The sequence below is a fragment of the Actinosynnema sp. CS-041913 genome (genome assembly GCF_050942485.1).
Taxonomy (GTDB): domain Bacteria; phylum Actinomycetota; class Actinomycetes; order Mycobacteriales; family Pseudonocardiaceae; genus Actinosynnema.
The window spans coordinates 7,026,294-7,042,251 of record NZ_CP192037.1 but is presented as its reverse complement, the minus strand read 5'-3'; the positions used below and the strand labels follow the sequence as shown (position 1 = coordinate 7,042,251).

General features: G+C 72.6%; 13 protein-coding genes and 1 pseudogene. 10 read left to right on the top strand and 4 right to left on the bottom strand.

The window, feature by feature from the left end; all coding sequences use genetic code 11:
• On the top strand, positions 1–609 hold the full coding sequence (locus ACQPZF_RS31470) for a hypothetical protein (RefSeq protein ID WP_433263164.1): 609 nt from the start codon (positions 1–3) through the stop codon (positions 607–609).
• Positions 610–616: 7 nt separating this feature from the next.
• Here the strand turns inward: ACQPZF_RS31470 and ACQPZF_RS31465 are convergent, their stop codons facing one another.
• Both ACQPZF_RS31465 and ACQPZF_RS31460 read right to left on the bottom strand, forming a co-directional pair.
• The gene (locus ACQPZF_RS31465) at positions 617–2,119 is read right to left on the bottom strand and encodes a S8 family serine peptidase (RefSeq protein ID WP_433263162.1); all 1,503 of its coding nucleotides are present in this window, start codon (positions 2,117–2,119) and stop codon (positions 617–619) included.
• A 318-nt stretch (positions 2,120–2,437) separates the two neighbouring features.
• A complete protein-coding gene (locus ACQPZF_RS31460) occupies positions 2,438–2,788 on the bottom strand; it encodes a DUF1844 domain-containing protein (RefSeq protein WP_433263161.1) in 351 nt (116 codons plus the stop codon).
• A gap of 266 nt (positions 2,789–3,054) precedes the next feature.
• Between ACQPZF_RS31460 and infC the strand changes: the two genes are divergently transcribed.
• From infC to ACQPZF_RS31430, 6 genes and pseudogenes are all read left to right on the top strand, one after another.
• Positions 3,055–3,669, top strand: a complete 615-nt coding sequence (gene infC, locus ACQPZF_RS31455) for a translation initiation factor IF-3 (RefSeq protein WP_433263159.1) — start codon at positions 3,055–3,057, stop codon at positions 3,667–3,669.
• Between the two features lie 70 nt (positions 3,670–3,739).
• A complete protein-coding gene (gene rpmI / locus ACQPZF_RS31450) occupies positions 3,740–3,934 on the top strand; it encodes a 50S ribosomal protein L35 (protein ID WP_015804175.1) in 195 nt (64 codons plus the stop codon).
• Positions 3,935–3,997: 63 nt separating this feature from the next.
• The gene (gene rplT / locus ACQPZF_RS31445) at positions 3,998–4,387 is read left to right on the top strand and encodes a 50S ribosomal protein L20 (protein ID WP_433263158.1); all 390 of its coding nucleotides are present in this window, start codon (positions 3,998–4,000) and stop codon (positions 4,385–4,387) included.
• Positions 4,384–5,214, top strand: coding sequence for a TrmH family RNA methyltransferase (locus ACQPZF_RS31440; protein WP_433274775.1), 831 nt, complete (start codon positions 4,384–4,386; stop codon positions 5,212–5,214). The genes rplT and ACQPZF_RS31440 overlap by 4 nt, the downstream gene beginning before the upstream one ends.
• Positions 5,215–5,542: 328 nt before the next feature.
• A pseudogene (locus tag ACQPZF_RS31435) lies at positions 5,543–5,956 on the top strand (IS110 family transposase); the annotation flags it as partial.
• A 280-nt stretch (positions 5,957–6,236) separates the two neighbouring features.
• Positions 6,237–6,797 carry a transposase gene (locus ACQPZF_RS31430; protein WP_433274773.1) on the top strand — a complete coding sequence of 187 codons (561 nt, stop codon included), beginning with the start codon at positions 6,237–6,239 and terminating at the stop codon, positions 6,795–6,797.
• Here ACQPZF_RS31430 and ACQPZF_RS31425 read toward each other — a convergent pair.
• Both ACQPZF_RS31425 and ACQPZF_RS31420 read right to left on the bottom strand, forming a co-directional pair.
• The gene (locus tag ACQPZF_RS31425) at positions 6,691–9,489 is read right to left on the bottom strand and encodes a hypothetical protein (RefSeq protein WP_433263156.1); all 2,799 of its coding nucleotides are present in this window, start codon (positions 9,487–9,489) and stop codon (positions 6,691–6,693) included. The two genes, ACQPZF_RS31430 and ACQPZF_RS31425, sit on opposite strands and share 107 nt — an antisense overlap.
• Positions 9,486–11,246, bottom strand: coding sequence for an HSP90 family protein (locus ACQPZF_RS31420; RefSeq protein WP_433263154.1), 1,761 nt, complete (start codon positions 11,244–11,246; stop codon positions 9,486–9,488). The genes ACQPZF_RS31425 and ACQPZF_RS31420 overlap by 4 nt, the downstream gene beginning before the upstream one ends.
• A 360-nt stretch (positions 11,247–11,606) precedes the next feature.
• Between ACQPZF_RS31420 and pheS the strand changes: the two genes are divergently transcribed.
• The 3 genes from pheS (at position 11,607) to ACQPZF_RS31405 (ending at position 15,958) form a co-directional block, all read left to right on the top strand.
• Positions 11,607–12,674: a phenylalanine--tRNA ligase subunit alpha gene (gene pheS / locus ACQPZF_RS31415; protein WP_433263152.1), complete on the top strand. Its 1,068-nt coding sequence runs from the start codon at positions 11,607–11,609 to the stop codon at positions 12,672–12,674.
• 3 nt (positions 12,675–12,677) lie between these two features.
• A complete protein-coding gene (gene pheT, locus ACQPZF_RS31410; RefSeq protein ID WP_433263150.1) occupies positions 12,678–15,155 on the top strand; it encodes a phenylalanine--tRNA ligase subunit beta in 2,478 nt (825 codons plus the stop codon).
• Between the two features lie 305 nt (positions 15,156–15,460).
• Entirely contained in the window at positions 15,461–15,958 is a 498-nt protein-coding gene (locus tag ACQPZF_RS31405; RefSeq protein ID WP_433263148.1) for a hypothetical protein, read from the top strand.

The window sequence follows — 15,958 nt, the reverse complement described above, 5'->3', positions numbered from 1 at the left end:
ATGAAGTGGTACGCGGATCGACCGGGCCGGCTGGGCCGACAGGTGGCGGCCGACCTGCTGGCGGCGGCGTGGGTGTGGGTCTGGGCGACCGTGGCCCTGGCGACGCAGGAAGCGGTGCGCGCGTTGCGTGCTCCGGGTGACGGGCTGACGCGGGCGGGCAACGGCCTGCGCGACACGTTCACCGACGCGGCGGGGAAAGCCCGCGACGTCCCGCTGGTGGGCGGCCGGCTGGGGGAGGCCCTGGACCGGGGCCGGGACGCGGGCGGCACGCTGGTCGACGCGGGCAACACCCAGGTCGAGGCCGTCGAGAGCGCGGCGCTGTGGCTGATGGTCGCCCTGATCACCGTGCCGGTGGCGTTCCTGCTGGTCACCTGGCTGCCGCTGCGCCTGCGCTACGCCCGCAAAGCCGGTGCCGCGCAACGACTGCGCGACACCGGCCGGCGCGACCTGCTCGCGCTGCAAGCCCTGAACACCCTGCCGCTGCGGGAACTCGTCCGGTTCGACACCGACCCGGCGGACGCGTGGCGCAGCCGTGACGAGGAGGTCATCGGGCGACTGGCGGCCCGGCAGTTGGCGGTGTGCGGCCTGCGCGAGAAGCCCCGGGCCTGAGCCCGGCTCACTGCCGGCGGTGCCAGAACACCTGACCGCCGGGCCCGTAGAGCACCAGGTTGGCGTCGGTCTGCACGATCAGCCGGTCCGCGGCCGTGCCGAAGGTCCAGGTGTGCCACCGGGCCACGCCCGCGTCGGAGTAGAGCACGAAGTTCCCGTCCGGCTGGAGCACCGCGCGGGTCACGTCGCTGCCCCACGTGACGGTGTGCCACAACGCCTCGCCGTACGCCGTGTACAGCACCAGGTTGCCGTCGCTCTGCAAGGTCAACCGGTACGCGCCGTCCGTCGACACCTTGCTCTGCCCGGCGGTCAGCGACTCACCCCGCGTCAGCCGGTCCGCGCCCGGCGTGGCGTTCGTGGGCGGCCCGGTGTAGAGCAGCAGGTTCGGCGTGCCGGCCCCGGCCGCCGCGATCCGCCCGCGCGTGGCGGCGTAGGTGAGCGCGTACTGGACCTGCTGCGGCGAGTCACCCGGCCGCGCGGCCAGGTGCAGCGCCGCCGCGCCCGCGACGTGCGGCGCCGCCATGGACGTGCCGTCCATGCGCATCGACGCGGTGTCGCCCGTGTGCCAGGCGGACGGGATGTCCGCGCCCGGCGCGAACAGGTCGGCGCACGTGCCGAAGTTCGAGAACGACGCCCGCGCGTCGCCGCTGTTGGACGCGGCCACGGTGATCGCCTCGGGAACACGGGCGGGGGAGCGGAGGCACGCGTCCTCGCCGCCGTTGCCCGCCGCCAGGACGTAGGTGACGCCGGAGTCGATCGACCGCCGCACGGCCGAGTCGATCAGGTCGCTGACACCGCTGCTCAGGCTCATGTTCGCGACCGCGGGCCGGACCTGGTTGGCGGTCACCCAGTCCACGCCGGCGACGACCTCGGACACCGTGCCGGTGCCGTTGCAGGACAACACCTTCACCGCGTGCAGCCGCACTTCCCTGGCCACGCCGAACGTCGCGCCGCCGACCGTGCCCGCGACATGCGTGCCGTGGCCGTTGCAGTCGGTGTCGTCCGAGTCGATCGCGTTGAAGTCGAACGACGCCCGGCCACCGAAGTCGGCGTGCGAGGTGCGGATGCCGGTGTCGAGGACGTAGACGTGCACGCCCTGCCCGGACTTCGCGTAGTTGTACGTCTTGTCGAGCGGCAGGTCGCGCTGGTCGACCCGGTCCAGGCCCCACGACGCCGTGCCCGCGATCCGGACCACCTGGTCCTGCGCCACGTAGGCGACGTCCGGGTCGGCGGCGAGCCGACGCGCGGCCGACTCGGGCATCGCGGCGGAGAACCCGCGCAGGGTGGCGTGGTACCGGTGGGCGACCCGGGCCCCGACCTTCTTCGCGACGGTGTCGACCTCGCCGGAATCCTTCAACACCACGATGTAGCGGCCGGTGACGGCGTCGGCGCTGTGCGCGCCGACGATCGCGGGCTGCGCCGAAGCCGGGGCGGCGGCGAGCGCCACGACCAGAGCCGACCCGGCTCCGACACCGGCCCACCGTCTCCAGGACGCGCCGAACTCTCCCATGACGGGTCTCCCTCGATAACAGGTACTGGGCGGCAGAGAAAGTTCGCGCGAACCGCCGAGAAGCCTAGGCAGCCCCGCCCGCGATCACAATCACCATCGGGTGAAAGGTAAGACTCGAAAGAGGTCCCCCGAATGGGAGCACCCCTCGCACATACCTAACCACAGGGGTACGACAGGTCGGGGGCGTGTGGCGAGGCCCTGTGGATGACTCGCCACGGCCTGTGGATGGCTCGCGTCGGCTCGGGCAGGTCCACCTTCGATCAAGAGGGAACGCGACATGAGGGTGGCCGTCCCCGGTCGGGGGTGGGCCCGATCGGGTCAGTAGACCGGACCGGTGAACTTCTCGCCCGGTCCCTGGCCGGGCTCGTCCGGCACCGCGGAAGCTTCGCGGAACGCGCGCTGGACGGACTGCAAGCCGTCCCGCAACGGCCCCGCGTGCGGGCCGAGGTACTCCGCCGACGCGGTGACCAGGCCGGCCAGCGCGGTGATCAGGCGGCGGGCCTCGTCGAGGTCGCGGCGCGGGCTGGTGTCCGGGTCCTCGTCGGCCAGGCCGAGGCGCTCGGCTGCCGCGGAGAGCAGCATGACGGCCGCTTTGCTGATCACCTCGATGCTGGGAACATCGGACAGGTCGCGGACGTTGTTCGTAGGCAGGTCGGTCACGGGAGGCATTCTCGCAACCTCCCCGAACGGGTCGCCGGTTCGGGGGTTGACAAGGCCGTCTGCTAGTATTCTCCGCGCGACCAGTCCCCACACGTGTGGGGACGGCAAGTGGAGCCCCGCTCCCACCCGCGTTCCACCGCTGTCAGGTGGCCGGGTCCGGTCACCTCGATGGGTGGACTGCGCCCTTCGTTGTGCGATCGGTCGGAAGCGGGCCTCACACCGGGCAGGTGTGGGGCCTCTTGTCTTTGGCGCACAACGAGTCACAAAGGACGTGAATGACAAGTCCCTCGAACCGAGGTGCCCCCGTCAGCACCGATCTGCGCATCAACGACCGCATCCGCGTGCCCGAGGTTCGCCTGGTCGGGCCTAACGGCGAGCAGGTCGGGATCGTTCGCATCGAGGACGCGCTCCGACTCGCGCAGGAATCGGATCTCGACCTCGTCGAGGTCGCCGCGCAGGCTCGGCCGCCGGTCTGCAAGCTCATGGACTACGGCAAGTTCAAGTACGAGAGCGCGCAGAAGGCCCGCGAGTCGCGTCGCAACCAGCAGCTGACGGTCATCAAGGAGCAGAAGCTCCGGCCGAAGATCGACCCGCACGACTACCTGACGAAGAAGGGTCACGTGGCCCGCTTCCTGTCGCACGGGAACAAGGTCAAGGTGACCATCATGTTCCGTGGCCGCGAGCAGTCCCGGCCGGAACTGGGTTACCGGCTGCTGCAGAGGCTGGCGGAGGACGTCGCGGAGCTGGGCTTCGTCGAGTCGAACCCGAAGCAGGACGGCCGCAACATGATCATGGTGTTGGCGCCGCACAAGACCACGAAGACCCGTCCGGTGAAGCACGAGCAGGACGGCGCCGAAGGCGCGGCGGACCCGGGGTCTGTCGAGGAGTGACCTCCCGGCCCCCGGGCCGGGAGCAAGCATGGCCGCCCCATCCCGGTGGCTGCACGAGACGAGGACGGAAATGCCCAAGAACAAGAGCCACAGCGGGACCTCCAAGCGAGTGAAGGTCACCGGCAGCGGCAAGCTCATGCGCGAGAAGGCAGGCAAGCGCCACCTGCTGGAGAAGAAGTCCAGCAAGCTGACCCGTCGTCTCTCCGGAGCCACCGAGGTCGCGAAGAACGACGTGCCGCGGTTGAAGAAGCTGCTCGGGCTCTGAGCTTTCACTCCCCCATGAACACCGGGGCCTTGACCAGCCCCACGAGATCGACAGGACGGACCCGTGGCACGCGTCAAAAGGGCAGTGAACGCCCAGAAGAAGCGCCGTACCACCCTTGAACTCGCCAGCGGCTACCGCGGCCAGCGTTCGAGGCTGTACCGCAAGGCCAAGGAGCAGGTGCTCCACTCGCTCAACTACGCGTACCGCGACCGCCGGGCGCGCAAGGGCGACTTCCGGAAGCTGTGGATCCAGCGCATCAACGCCGGTGTCCGCGCCAACGGCATGACGTACAACCGCTTCATCCAGGGCATGCGCCTCGCCGAGATCGAGGTGGACCGCAAGATCCTGGCCGAGCTGGCCGTCAGCGACCCCACCGCCTTCACCGCGCTGGTCGAGCTGGCGAAGGCCGCGCTCCCCGCCGACGTGAACGCGCCGGTCGAGGACAAGGCCTGAGCGTCGCACCACGACCCGAGGATGCTCCGTTCACCGAACGGACTCCTCGGGTCGTTGCCGCTCGGCGCCTGACGAGGCGTTCCGGCCGGGACCGGGCCGGGCAGTTCCTGGCCGAGGGCGCGCAGGCGGTGCGGGAAGCACTGTCCTGGTCCGCCGCCGGCCGAGGCCGGGTGCACGAGCTGTTCGTCACGGCCGTCGCCGCCACCCGCAACCCCGACCTGGTGCGGGACGCGGTCGACGCGGGCGTGCCGGTGAGCGGCGTCACCGACAAGGCCGCCGCCGCCCTGTCGGAGACCGTGACCCCGCAGGGCGTCGTCGCCGTCTGCGACCTGGTCGACGTGCCGCTCTCGCTCACGGGCGCCCGACTCGTCGCCGTGCTGCACGGGGTGGCCGACCCGGGCAACGCCGGCACCGTGGTCCGCGTCGCGGACGCCGCGGGAGCCGACGCGGTGATCTTCGCCGGCGACACGGTGGACCCGCACAACGGCAAGTGCGTGCGGTCGTCCACCGGCAGCGTCTTCCACCTGCCGATCTCCCGCTGTCGCGACGCGGACGAGGTGTTCGCCGCCTGCCGCGCCGCCGGCCTGCGCCTGGTGGCCGCCGACGGCTACGCCGAGGAAGACCTCGTCACCGCCGACCTGCGAGGCGACCTCGAACGCCCCACCGCCTGGGTCTTCGGCAGCGAGGCCCACGGCCTGCCGGACGAGGTGGTGGCGACCCTGGACACCGCCCTCAAGGTCCCGATCTACGGCGGCGCGGAAAGCCTGAACCTCGCCACGGCCGCCGCGGTCTGCCTCTACGCCTCCGCGCGGGCGCAGCGGACCTGAGCAAGGGCCTCGCGGCCACCGCGAACCTTGTTCAGGGCTCGCCCTGCGGAAGAAGGCGTAGCTGGTGAGCGGATCAGCCTTCGAGGCATCGTCGGCTGACAGTGATGATGTGTGTGGTGACGTCGTTGGTGGGTCTGACCCATCGGCTGACTGACGTCTCGACTGTCCTGTTAGGGATTTGTTGGCCCGTTGACTGCGTCACCGCGTACGCGGCCGGACGGGCGCTTGTGACTTCATAGGAGCCTGGCCGGAGGCCCCGTCACTGTCCTGTCCACCCGCCCGACCGGCGCGTGCCGCCCCTGGTGAACACACGCTGCAAGGGACGGACATGACCAGCATGACGCACGACGGCCCACCGGTTACCGGCGGAGTCGACACCCACAGCCACACCCACCACGCCGCCGTGGTCGACCCGGTCGGCAGGCACCTGGCCGACCGGGAATTCCCCGCCATCATCGCCGGCTACCGAGCGCTGCTGGACTGGATGCACTCACACGGCCCGGTGACGGCGGTCGGAGTCGAGGGCACCGGCGCCTACGGCGCCGAGCCCGCCCGCATGCTCACCGCCGCCGGGATCACCGTCGTCGAGGTCGGCCGCCCCGACCGCAGGACCAGGTGGAGCAAAGGCAAGTCCGACGATCGACGCCTACGCCGCCGCCACCGCCGTGCTCTCCGGACTCGCCACCGGCACCCCAAGAGCCGCGACGGCGTGGTCGAAGCCGTCCGCGACCTGCGCATCGCACGCCGCAGCGCGGTCAAGGCCCGCACCCAGACTGTCAACCAGATCCGCGGCCTGCTCGTCGCCGCGCCCGCGCCGCTGCGCGAGCGGTTCACCGGCCTGGACCGGGCCGCGCTGATCACGACCCTGGCCCGACTGAGCCCCGACCACGACCTGACCGACCCGGCCACCGCGACCCGGGCCGCCCTGCGCCGCCTGGCCCGCCGCCACCAAGCCCCTGGACACCGAGATCTCCGAACTCGACGCGCAGATCGGACCGCTGGTCACCCAGGCCGCCCCGGCCTTGCTCGAGCTGTTCGGCGTCGGCCCGGAGACCGCCGGCCAACTGCTCGCCTCCGCCGGGGACAACCCGGAACGGGTGCGGCCCGAAGCCGCGTTCGCACACCTGGCCGGGGTCGCCCCGATCCCTGCGTCCTCCGGACGCGTCCACCGCCACCGGCTCAACCGCGGCGGCGACCGGGCCGCCAACAACGCCTTGCACACCATCGCCCTGGTCCGCATGCGTCACGACCCAACGCACCCGCACCTACGTCCAACGCCGCACCAGGCAAGGACTGTCCGGCAAAGACATCATCCGCTGCCTCAAACGCTTCATCGCCCGCGAGGTCTACCGCGCCCTGACCAGCACACCAAGTCCAGCCATCGCAACTTGACTTCTATAGGAGCATCCTCGTCACCGCCCTGGCCCACTCTCGGGTGGGCCTCCGGTCAGTCCTCCGGGGGTCGGTCCTCCAGGATCAGTCCTCCAGCCGTGAGGTCAGTGCCCGCAGCACCCGGTCGCCGGCCGTGGGCTTGTCCTGGGCGCGCAGCGACTCCTCCAACACGTTCGCCGTGTCGCCGATGATCTGCGGCGGCGAGGTGTCGGTCACCATGCCCGCCGCCCGTCGCGCCTCGGCCTCCGCGTTCACCGCGTCACCGGACTCCAGCAGGAACCGCGCGCCGCGCTGCGCCAGGAACATCTGCCAGTCCACGTCGCCCAGCCGCGCCGCGAGTTCCTCGGCGATCCCGTTCTGCTCCAGGGCCTCCGCGTGCTCACCCGCCTGGAAGTGCAGGAACGCCCGGATGGCCGCGATCCGGGCCGCGAGGTGGGCGCGGTGTTCCTCGTCCTCCACCGACGGCAGCAGCTCCTCGGCCGACGCCAGGGCCGCGACGCACTCGGCGTGCTCCTCCTTGGGCAGTGCCGCCGCCGCTTCGACCCACGACCCGGCCGCCTCGGTCGCGTCCGGCACCTCCTGCCACGACCGCGCGGCCTCCGCGTAGGCGCGCGCCCCGTCCAGCGGCTCGTCGAGCCGCCGCAGCACGCCGCCCAGCACGTCGAGCACCAGCGCCCGCCGCCACGGCTCGTCCTCGGGCACCAGCGGCAACGCCACGTCGAGGTGCCGCCGGGCGGCCTCGTTCTCGTCCAGCCGCGAGCAGACCTGCGCCAGCCGGTACCGCACCGGCACCACGATGTCGTAGGACACGTCCTGGCCCTCGATGACGCGGACGGCTTCCTCCAGCGCCTCGGCCGCCTCCACGAGCCGCCCCGACTTCAGGTATCCGCCGGCCAGCGCGTGGCACGCCTTCGCCACGTCCTCGGGCACGCCCAGGTCGTGCCCGACCGCGATCGCCGTGCGCAGCTCCTCCAGGTGGTGCTCCTCCACCCCGAGCCGCTCCAGGGACACCACCCGCTGCCGATGGGTCTCGGCGGTCCACGGGCCGCGCGGCGTGCTGAAGCCCGCCACGAACTCGGCCGCCGTCTCCACCGCCGCCGACGAGCCCTGCACGGTCTCGACCTTCAGCCGCAGCCGCAGCGCGTCGAACCGCACGGCCGGCGGCGGCGACGCCGCCAGGACCTCGGCGATCAGCGCGGTCGCCTCGTCCAGCTCCCCGACGGTGGCCAGGTGCTGCGCCAGGTCGCACCGCGCCCGCGACACCAGATCCGGCACCTCGGCCTCGGCCAGCGCCAGCGCCGACGTGACCAGCTCACCCTGTTCGTCGAACTCGTCCACGTCGGCCAGCAGGTCCGCCAGCAGCAGCCTGGTCAGCACCCGCGTGTACGGGGCGCCGGACCGGTCGGCCTCGGCGACGCACTCGCGCGCCTCCACCATCGCCACGACCGGGCCGGTGCTCTCGGCCCGCATCACGGCGCCCCGGCAGCGGTACCGGTTGGCGAGGTCGGTCTCGCCCGCCGCCGCCAGCCGCAGCACCGCGATGTCCAGCTCGGCCAGCACCTCGTCCAACGGCCGCGCCTGCCGCCCGACCAGCGCCCGCCGGGCCGCGACCACCGCCGCCAGGCCTTCCGGCAGCAGCGGGTCGAGGTCGGCGGGCAGCGACCGCAGCAGCCGGATGCCGGTGATGAAGTCGCCCCGGTCGAACGCCTCGCCCAGCTCCCGCGCCAGCTCCACCGGGTCGGCCACCACCACCGGCTCCTCCTCCGGCTCGGGCGGCGGCGCGGCGGCGACCGGCACGGCCAGCGGCACGTGCGCGGTGTCCTCCAGCGCCAGCTTCGCCCGGATCCGGCGGCTCACCGCGTCGGTGCCGTTGCGCTCGTCGAACCGGGCGGCGATCTCCAGCGCCCGGCTCTCCAGCAGCCGCCGCAGCTCGGCCGCGGCCAGCACCTCGGTCTGCCCGTCCCGCGGCACGGCGAACTCGATCGGCTCGTCGACCCGGCTCAGCAGCAGCGCGCCGCCCGCCGCGAAGTGCATGGCCTGCGCCGGCGAGGGGGAGTGGTGCACCCGGTGAAGCTGCCGGCGCAGCAGCTCGACGCCCCGCTGCACGTTCCCGGAGGTCGCGCAGAACACCAGGTGGTCGTCCAGGTAGCCGCCGTACCGGTCGTCGCGGACCAGCCGGTACGCCACGGTGTGGGCCTGCCGCGCCCGGTCCAGTTCGCCCAGGGTCACGAACGCGGGCGCCAGCGTCGTCAGGATGCCCTGCGGCTGGGTGGCGCAGCCGGTCTCCTTCTCCAGTTGGTGCTCCGCGTGCGCGACGGCCTCGGCGGGCCTGCCCTGCCGGATCAGGTGGCCCGCCTGCTCCTCGATGACGCACGCCTCACAGTCGCTCATCGGGCCCCGGTCCATCGCCAGGTACCGCGCGAAGTGCTCGCGGTAGGCCGCCTCGTCGCCGATGTGCTCGGCGAGGTCGGCGCGCGCGCCGTGCACCGGCTGGAGCGAGAACCCGTGCTGCTGGTAGCGGGCCGCGAGCTGTTCCAGGACCGACTCGACCTGCGCCAGCGAGAAGCGCGGGTCGGCGATCAGGCCGCTGACGATCCACTTGTGCGCCCAGTCGAAGCTGTGCGTCTCCCACTCGTCGAACGCCGTCGGGTCGCGCTTCTCCGCCGCGCCGCACCAGGCGAACGGCGCCAGCATCAGGTCGTAGCGGCCCAGGTCGTAGGCGGACCGGAGCAGCGCGATCCGGCAGCTCACCGCCAGCGGCAGGTGGTCCACCGCGTCGGCGGCCCGCGCCGCGCGCTCCAGCGCCTCGTGCCGCGCCATGCCCTCGGGCAGGTGGTACGCCTCCACGAACTGCTGTTCGGCGGCGTTCTTCTCCTCGCTCACGCGTGCCCTCCGACGGCGCGGTCCAGCAGTTCCAGGAACGAGCGGTTCAGCGCGGCGGTGTCCTTCGGGCGCATCGGCCGCCGCGCCTGCAACAGGGCGTGCACGTACAGGGACTCCACGGTCAGCTCCACCAGCGCCGAGTCGTCCAGCCCGGCCAGCCGCCGCACCAGCGGGTTGCGGCAGTTGAGCACCAGCCGCTGCGAGGCGTCCGACTCGGCCGACACCAGGCTGCCCAGCAGCTCCGCCCACAGCGGGTCGGCCTGCTCGCCGACCTGCTCGACGTCCCGCTTGCGCTCGCCCTCCACGTTGGTCACCAGCAGCGCGGGCAGCGAGCCGGGGTCGAAGTCGCGCGGCACGGCCTCGCAGTCGTGCCGCTCCAGCACGTCCTTGGCCAGCGCCAGCCGGTCGCGCAGCGCCCGCTCCACCTCCGGCTCGGGCTCGCCGAGCGCGGCCAGCACCTCGTTCGGCGCGACCCGCCGGGCCGCCGCGGGGCCGTCCAGCGCGACCAGCCGGTCCATGATCTCCACGTCGTAGGCGTAGCCCGCGTTGAGCAGGCCCATGCCCTGCGCGTGCGCGACCGGCGCGAGCTGGCGGAACTCGTCCACGTCCGGCACGTACGCGATCGCGCCGTGCCTGCGCTTGAACTGGCGCAGCGACTGCCCGCCGTCGGTGGTCTCGAACGGCAGCCACCGCTCCACCAGCCGCAGCATCTCGTCGTCCACCCTGGCCAGCGACTTGATGCCCAGGTGGTGCGCGTCCAGCAGGGCCGCGGTGCGGTCCGGGTCGGTCGCGTCCAGCCGCACCAGCCAGTCCCGCACCTGCCTGCCCAGCTCCTCGCGCACCGCGAGCAGCGTCTCGTCCTGGTACAGCGACTCCCGGCTCGCGGTCGGCCGCAGCGCCGACGAGTCGACCACGCACCGGATGAAGTACGCCCACTCCGGCAGCAGCCCCTCGATGGCGTCGCCGACCAGCATCCGCTTCAGGTACACGCGGTGCGACTGCCGCGCGCCGGGGTGCACGCCGCGCGGCAGCACGTACGCGACGCCCGTCAGGCCCACCGTCGGCACCTCGACCGGGATCGCGTCGAACGGCTGCACGCCGAGCACCCGCGCCCCGTAGCCGAGGGCGTCCTCCGCCCACGGCAGGGTCTCGCCGGTGACCACCTCGCCGGCCACCGCCACCCGGACCGGCAGCAGCTCGCCGTACTCGACCACCAGCGCGCGCACCACGTCGCGCTCCAGCCAGTGCTCCGAGTCGGGGTTGGGCACCAGTTCGATGGTGGTGCCGACGGGGACGTCCGGGTCGTCGCCGAGGACCTCCACCTCGTAGTTGCCGGCCGCGTCCGCCGTCCACCGCACGGCCGGGCCGCCCTTCGCGGACCGCGACACGAGCCGGATGCGCTCCGCGACCAGGAACGCGGACAGCAGGCCCACGCCGAACTGGCCGAGGAAGCCCTGCCGGGCGAACCCCAGCTCGTCCCGCTTGGACGTGCGGCCGAGCGTGGAGAGCAGGTCGTGGACCTCCCGCTCGGTCAGGCCGATGCCGGTGTCGGTGATGCGCAGGGTGCCGCCCGCGGTGGAGTCGATCGGCTCGATCGCCACCTCGCCGGGCGCGTCCGGCTGGAGCGCGCGGCGGGCGGTGATCGCGTCCACCGCGTTCTGCAGCAGCTCACGCGCGTAGACGCGGGGACTGCTGTAGAGGTGGTGGCTGAGCAGATCGATGATCCCGCGCAGGTCGACACCGAAGGTGTGTGCCATGGGAGTGGAATTCACCTCGGGTCAAGGTCAGGTGGGACGGTCGATAATAGGCTCGCGTGGAGGGCGGCGGACCCGGTTTTCGGCGGTTCGCCCGCCGGGCCGGCGGCTCATGGGGACCACTGTGCCGGCTACCACCGACAATTTCCGTCACCCGGCGTCGTGACCAGGGAAAACAGTCGGCGCAGCGGCGGGGGCGCGTTCGGCGGGGCGGGCTGGACCTCACGGAGGATCACCGATAACGGCCCTGTCACGGCCGCGGTGGACCCCTGCGCGGGCCGATCACCTAGGATCGAGCCGCCGCTCCGTGCCCTTGACGGGGCGGCCATCACCACGGCACGTGACGGGAGCTGTCCACCAACCATGTCCGGAGCCAACGACCCGTACGACCCCAAGCAGGTCGCGGCGCTCTCACCGGAAGCGCTCGACACGGCGGTGGAGCAGGCGCGGGAGGCCTTCGCGAAGGCGGCCGACCTCGACGAGCTGGCCGCCGTGAAGCCGGGCCACCTGGGTGACCGCGCGCCGGTCCTGCTGGCCCGCCGCGAGATCGGCGCGCTGCCGCCGGCCGCGAAGGCCGAGGCGGGCAAGCGGGTGAACGAGGCGCAGAACGCGGTCAAGCTCGCGTTCGAGGAGCGGCGTGGCGTGCTCCAGGCCGAGCGCGACGAGCGCGTGCTGCGCGAGGAGTCCGTCGACGTCACGCTGCCGTGGGACCGCGTCCCGCGTGGCGCGCGCCACCCGATCACCACGCTCGCCGAGCGCATCGCCGACGTGTTCGTGGCCATGGGCTACGAGGTCGCCGAAGGCCCCGAGGTGGAGACCGAGTGGTTCAACTTCGACGCGTTGAACTTCGGCAAGGACCACCCCGCGCGCACCATGCAGGACACGTTCTACGTGGCGCCGCAGGACTCGGGCCTCGTGCTGCGCACGCACACCAGCCCCGTGCAGGCGCGGACGCTGCTGGCGCGCGAGCTGCCCGTGTACGTGGTGTGCCCCGGCCGCACGTTCCGCACCGACGAGCTGGACGCCACCCACACCCCGGTGTTCCACCAGGTCGAAGGCCTGGCCGTGGACAAGGGCCTGACCATGGGGCACCTGAAGGGCACGCTCGACGCGTTCGCCCGCGCGATGTTCGGCGAGGGCTCCCGGACCCGGCTGCGGCCCAGCTTCTTCCCGTTCACGGAACCGTCCGCCGAGGTGGACGTGTGGTTCCCGGAGAAGAAGGGCGGCGCGGGCTGGGTCGAGTGGGGCGGCTGCGGCATGGTGAACCCCAACGTCCTGCGCAACTGCGGCATCGACCCGGACGTGTACTCCGGGTTCGCGTTCGGCATGGGCCTGGAGCGCACCCTCCAGTTCCGCAACGGCCTGCCGGACATGCGGGACATGGTCGAAGGCGATGTCCGCTTCACCCAGCCATTCGGAACGGAGGCATGACCGGTGCGTATCCCGGTTACCTGGCTGGTCGAGCACCTGGAGTTCCCCGAGCTCCCGACGCCCGAGCGGATCGCCGAGGCGTTCGTGCGGATCGGCCTGGAGGTGGAGGACGTCCACCGGCTCGGCTCCGTCACCGGACCGCTGGTCGCGGGCCGCGTCATGGCGATCGAGGAGCTGTCCGGCTTCAAGAAGCCCATCCGGTACTGCCGGGTCGAGGTCGGCCCCGACCAGGTCAACGGCGTCATCTGCGGCGCGACGAACTTCGCCGAGGGCGACACCGTCGTGGTGGCGCTGCCCGGCGCGGTGCTGCCCGGTGACTTCACCATCGCCGAGCGCAAGACGTACGGCCACGTCAGCCAGGGCATGATCTGCTCGGCCCGCGAACTCGGCCTCGGCGACGACCACGCGGGCATCCTGGTGCTGCCCAGCGGCACCGCGCAGCCCGGCGACGACGCGCTGGAGCTGCTCGGCCTCGACGACACGGTCATCGAGGTCGCGCCCACCCCGGACCGGGGCTACGCGTTCTCCGTGCGCGGTCTGGCGCGGGAGATCGCCTGCGCGTTCGACGTGCCGTTCGGCGACCCCGGCCTGGCCGAGGTGCCCGAGGGCGAGGGCGAAGTGCTGCCCGTGCGGGTGGAGGACCCGTCGGCGTGCCCGCGGTTCGTGGCGCGCCGGGTGACCGGTGTCGACCCGACCGCGCCCACGCCGTGGTGGATGCGCCGGCGGCTGATGCTGGCGGGCATCCGGTCGATCTCGCTGCCGGTCGACGTGACCAACTACGTGATGCTGGAGCTGGGCCAGCCGCTGCACGCGTTCGACGCGTCCGCCGTCCGCGGCGGTCTGGTGGTGCGGCGCGCCGCGGCGGGCGAGAAGCTGACCACGCTGGACGAGTCGGTGCGGGCGCTGGACCCGGACGACATCGTGATCGCCGACGACAGCGGCGTGATCTCGCTGGCCGGCGTGATGGGCGGCGCGTCCACCGAGGTCCGCGGCGCCAGCACGGACATCCTGCTGGAGGCCGCGAACTGGGATCCGGCGTCGATCGCGCGCACCGTGCGGAGGCACAAGCTGCCGTCCGAGGCGGCGAAGCGGTTCGAGCGCACGGTGGACCCGGCGCTGGCCCCGGTGGCGCTGGAGCGCGCGGCGCGGCTGCTGCACATGTTCGGCGAGGGGAGCATCCAGCCCGGTCGCACGGACGTGGGCGCGCCCGCGCGGCCCGTCCCGGTGACCATGCCGATCGACCTGCCCGACCGGGTGGCCGGCGTGCGGTACGCGCGGGGTGTGACGGCGCGGCGGCTCGGCCAGATCGGGTGCCTGGTGGAGGTCACCACGGGCGACGACGGCGCGACCATGGTCACCGCCGTGCCGCCGTCGTGGCGCGCGGACCTGACCCAGCCCGCCGACCTGGTGGAGGAGGTGCTGCGGCTGGAGGGGTACGACACGATCCCGTCCACCATGCCGCCCGCACCCGCCGGGCGGGGGCTGACCGAGCAGCAGCGGCGTCGTCGGACCGTGTCCCGTGCGCTGGCGGAGAACGGGTTCGTCGAGGTCAAGCCGTTCCCGTTCCTCTCGCCGGCGGTGTTCGACGCCTTCGGGCTGTCGGCGGACGACGTGCGCCGTAAGACGGTCAGCGTGCTGAACCCGCTGGAGGCGGACAAGCACGCGTTGGCGACCACGCTGGTGCCGGGGCTGCTGGAGACGTTGCAGCGCAACCTGGCGCGTGGGGCGAAGGACGTGGCCCTGTACGCGATGGCGCAGGTGACGCTGCCGCGCGCCGAACAGGTGCCGGTGCCGCAGGTCGGCGTGGGCGTCCGGCCGTCCGACGAGCAGGTGGCGTCATTGGTGGCCTCGCTGCCGCAGCAGCCCGTGCACGTGGCGGCGGTGCTGGCCGGCAACCGCGAGCAGGCCGGCTGGTGGGGCAAGGGACGTCCGGCGGACTGGGCGGACGCGGTGCAGGCCGCGCGGCTGGTCGGCGAGGCGTACGGCGTCGAGCTGACCGTGGTGGCGTCCTCGCCGGCCCCGTGGCACCCCGGCCGGTGCGCCGAGCTGCGGGTGGGCGACTGGCCGGTGGGCCACGCGGGTGAACTTCACCCGAAGGTCGTGGAAGCGCTGGGCCTGCCGAAGCGGACCGTGGCGTTCGAGCTGGACCTGGACGCGCTGCCGCTGGAGGACCACCGGCCTGCGCCGTTCGTGTCGCCGTACCCGCCGGTGCTGCTGGACGTGGCCGTGGTGGTCGACGCGGAGGTGCCCGCCGAGCAGGTGACGCGCGCGCTCCGGTCCGGCGGCGGCGAGCTGCTGGAGGACCTGCGGCTGTTCGACGTCTACGCGGGCGGCCAGGTGGGCGAGGGCAAGCGTTCGCTGGCCTACGCGCTGCGGTTCCGCGCGCCCGACCGGACGCTGACCGTCGAGGAGGCGACCGCGGCCCGGGACACGGCCGTGGCCGAGGCCGCCGACCGGTTCGGCGCGGCGCTGAGAGGCTGACGCACAGTTCCGGGCCCGCACTGGTGCGGGCCCGGAACTAGTCCGGCCGAGTGAACCACTAGGTGGCCGACAGAGTGAGAACGTGCAGTTCAAGGTACCCAGCGTGACGTGTCAAGAGGTCTTTGGACCTGACTTTCCGGGCCTGGTTGTTCTTGCGCCGAGGTTGAACGTTCTCCAAGATTGGTTCCGCGGCCCGCTGGGCCGAGGGGCGAAGCGATGAACCGCCGGGCGAGTCTGGTCGCCGGTCCGACGGGGAGCTAGCGGCGAACCCACCGCCTGATGCGCAGTCGTAGTGAGGTTGCCTCATGCGTAGCTTGGGACCGCGGATGGAAGTCGCCGTCGCCATGACCATCCTGGGCGTCGGCGCCGCCGTGGTGGCGGCCATGCACCTGACCTGGCCGGAACCCGAGCTGCCCGCCATGGCCTACGCCGTGAGCAACGGCGAGGCGGGCGTCGCCGACCTCCAGCCGTTCGAGATCAACGACATCTCCGGCGCGCCGGTCGAGCTGAGCCCCGGCAGCGAGGGCTCGCGACTGGTGCGGCTGTCCAACCCGAACAGCGTCGGCATCGTGGTGATGACCCTCCAGGCGGTGCCCGGCCAGCCGTTGGACGCGGCGCACAACCGGGTCCAGGACTGCCCGTCCGGCGTGCTGACCGTGGTGCCCATGGCGGAGCCGGTGAGCATCCCGCCGGCCGGTGCGGTCGAGGTGGAGATGGTCGTGCAGATCTCACCCGACGTGCCCGAGGCGTGCCAGGACTCGGTCTTCCCGCTCACCTACTCCGGCCGCGCCACCCGCGGCTAG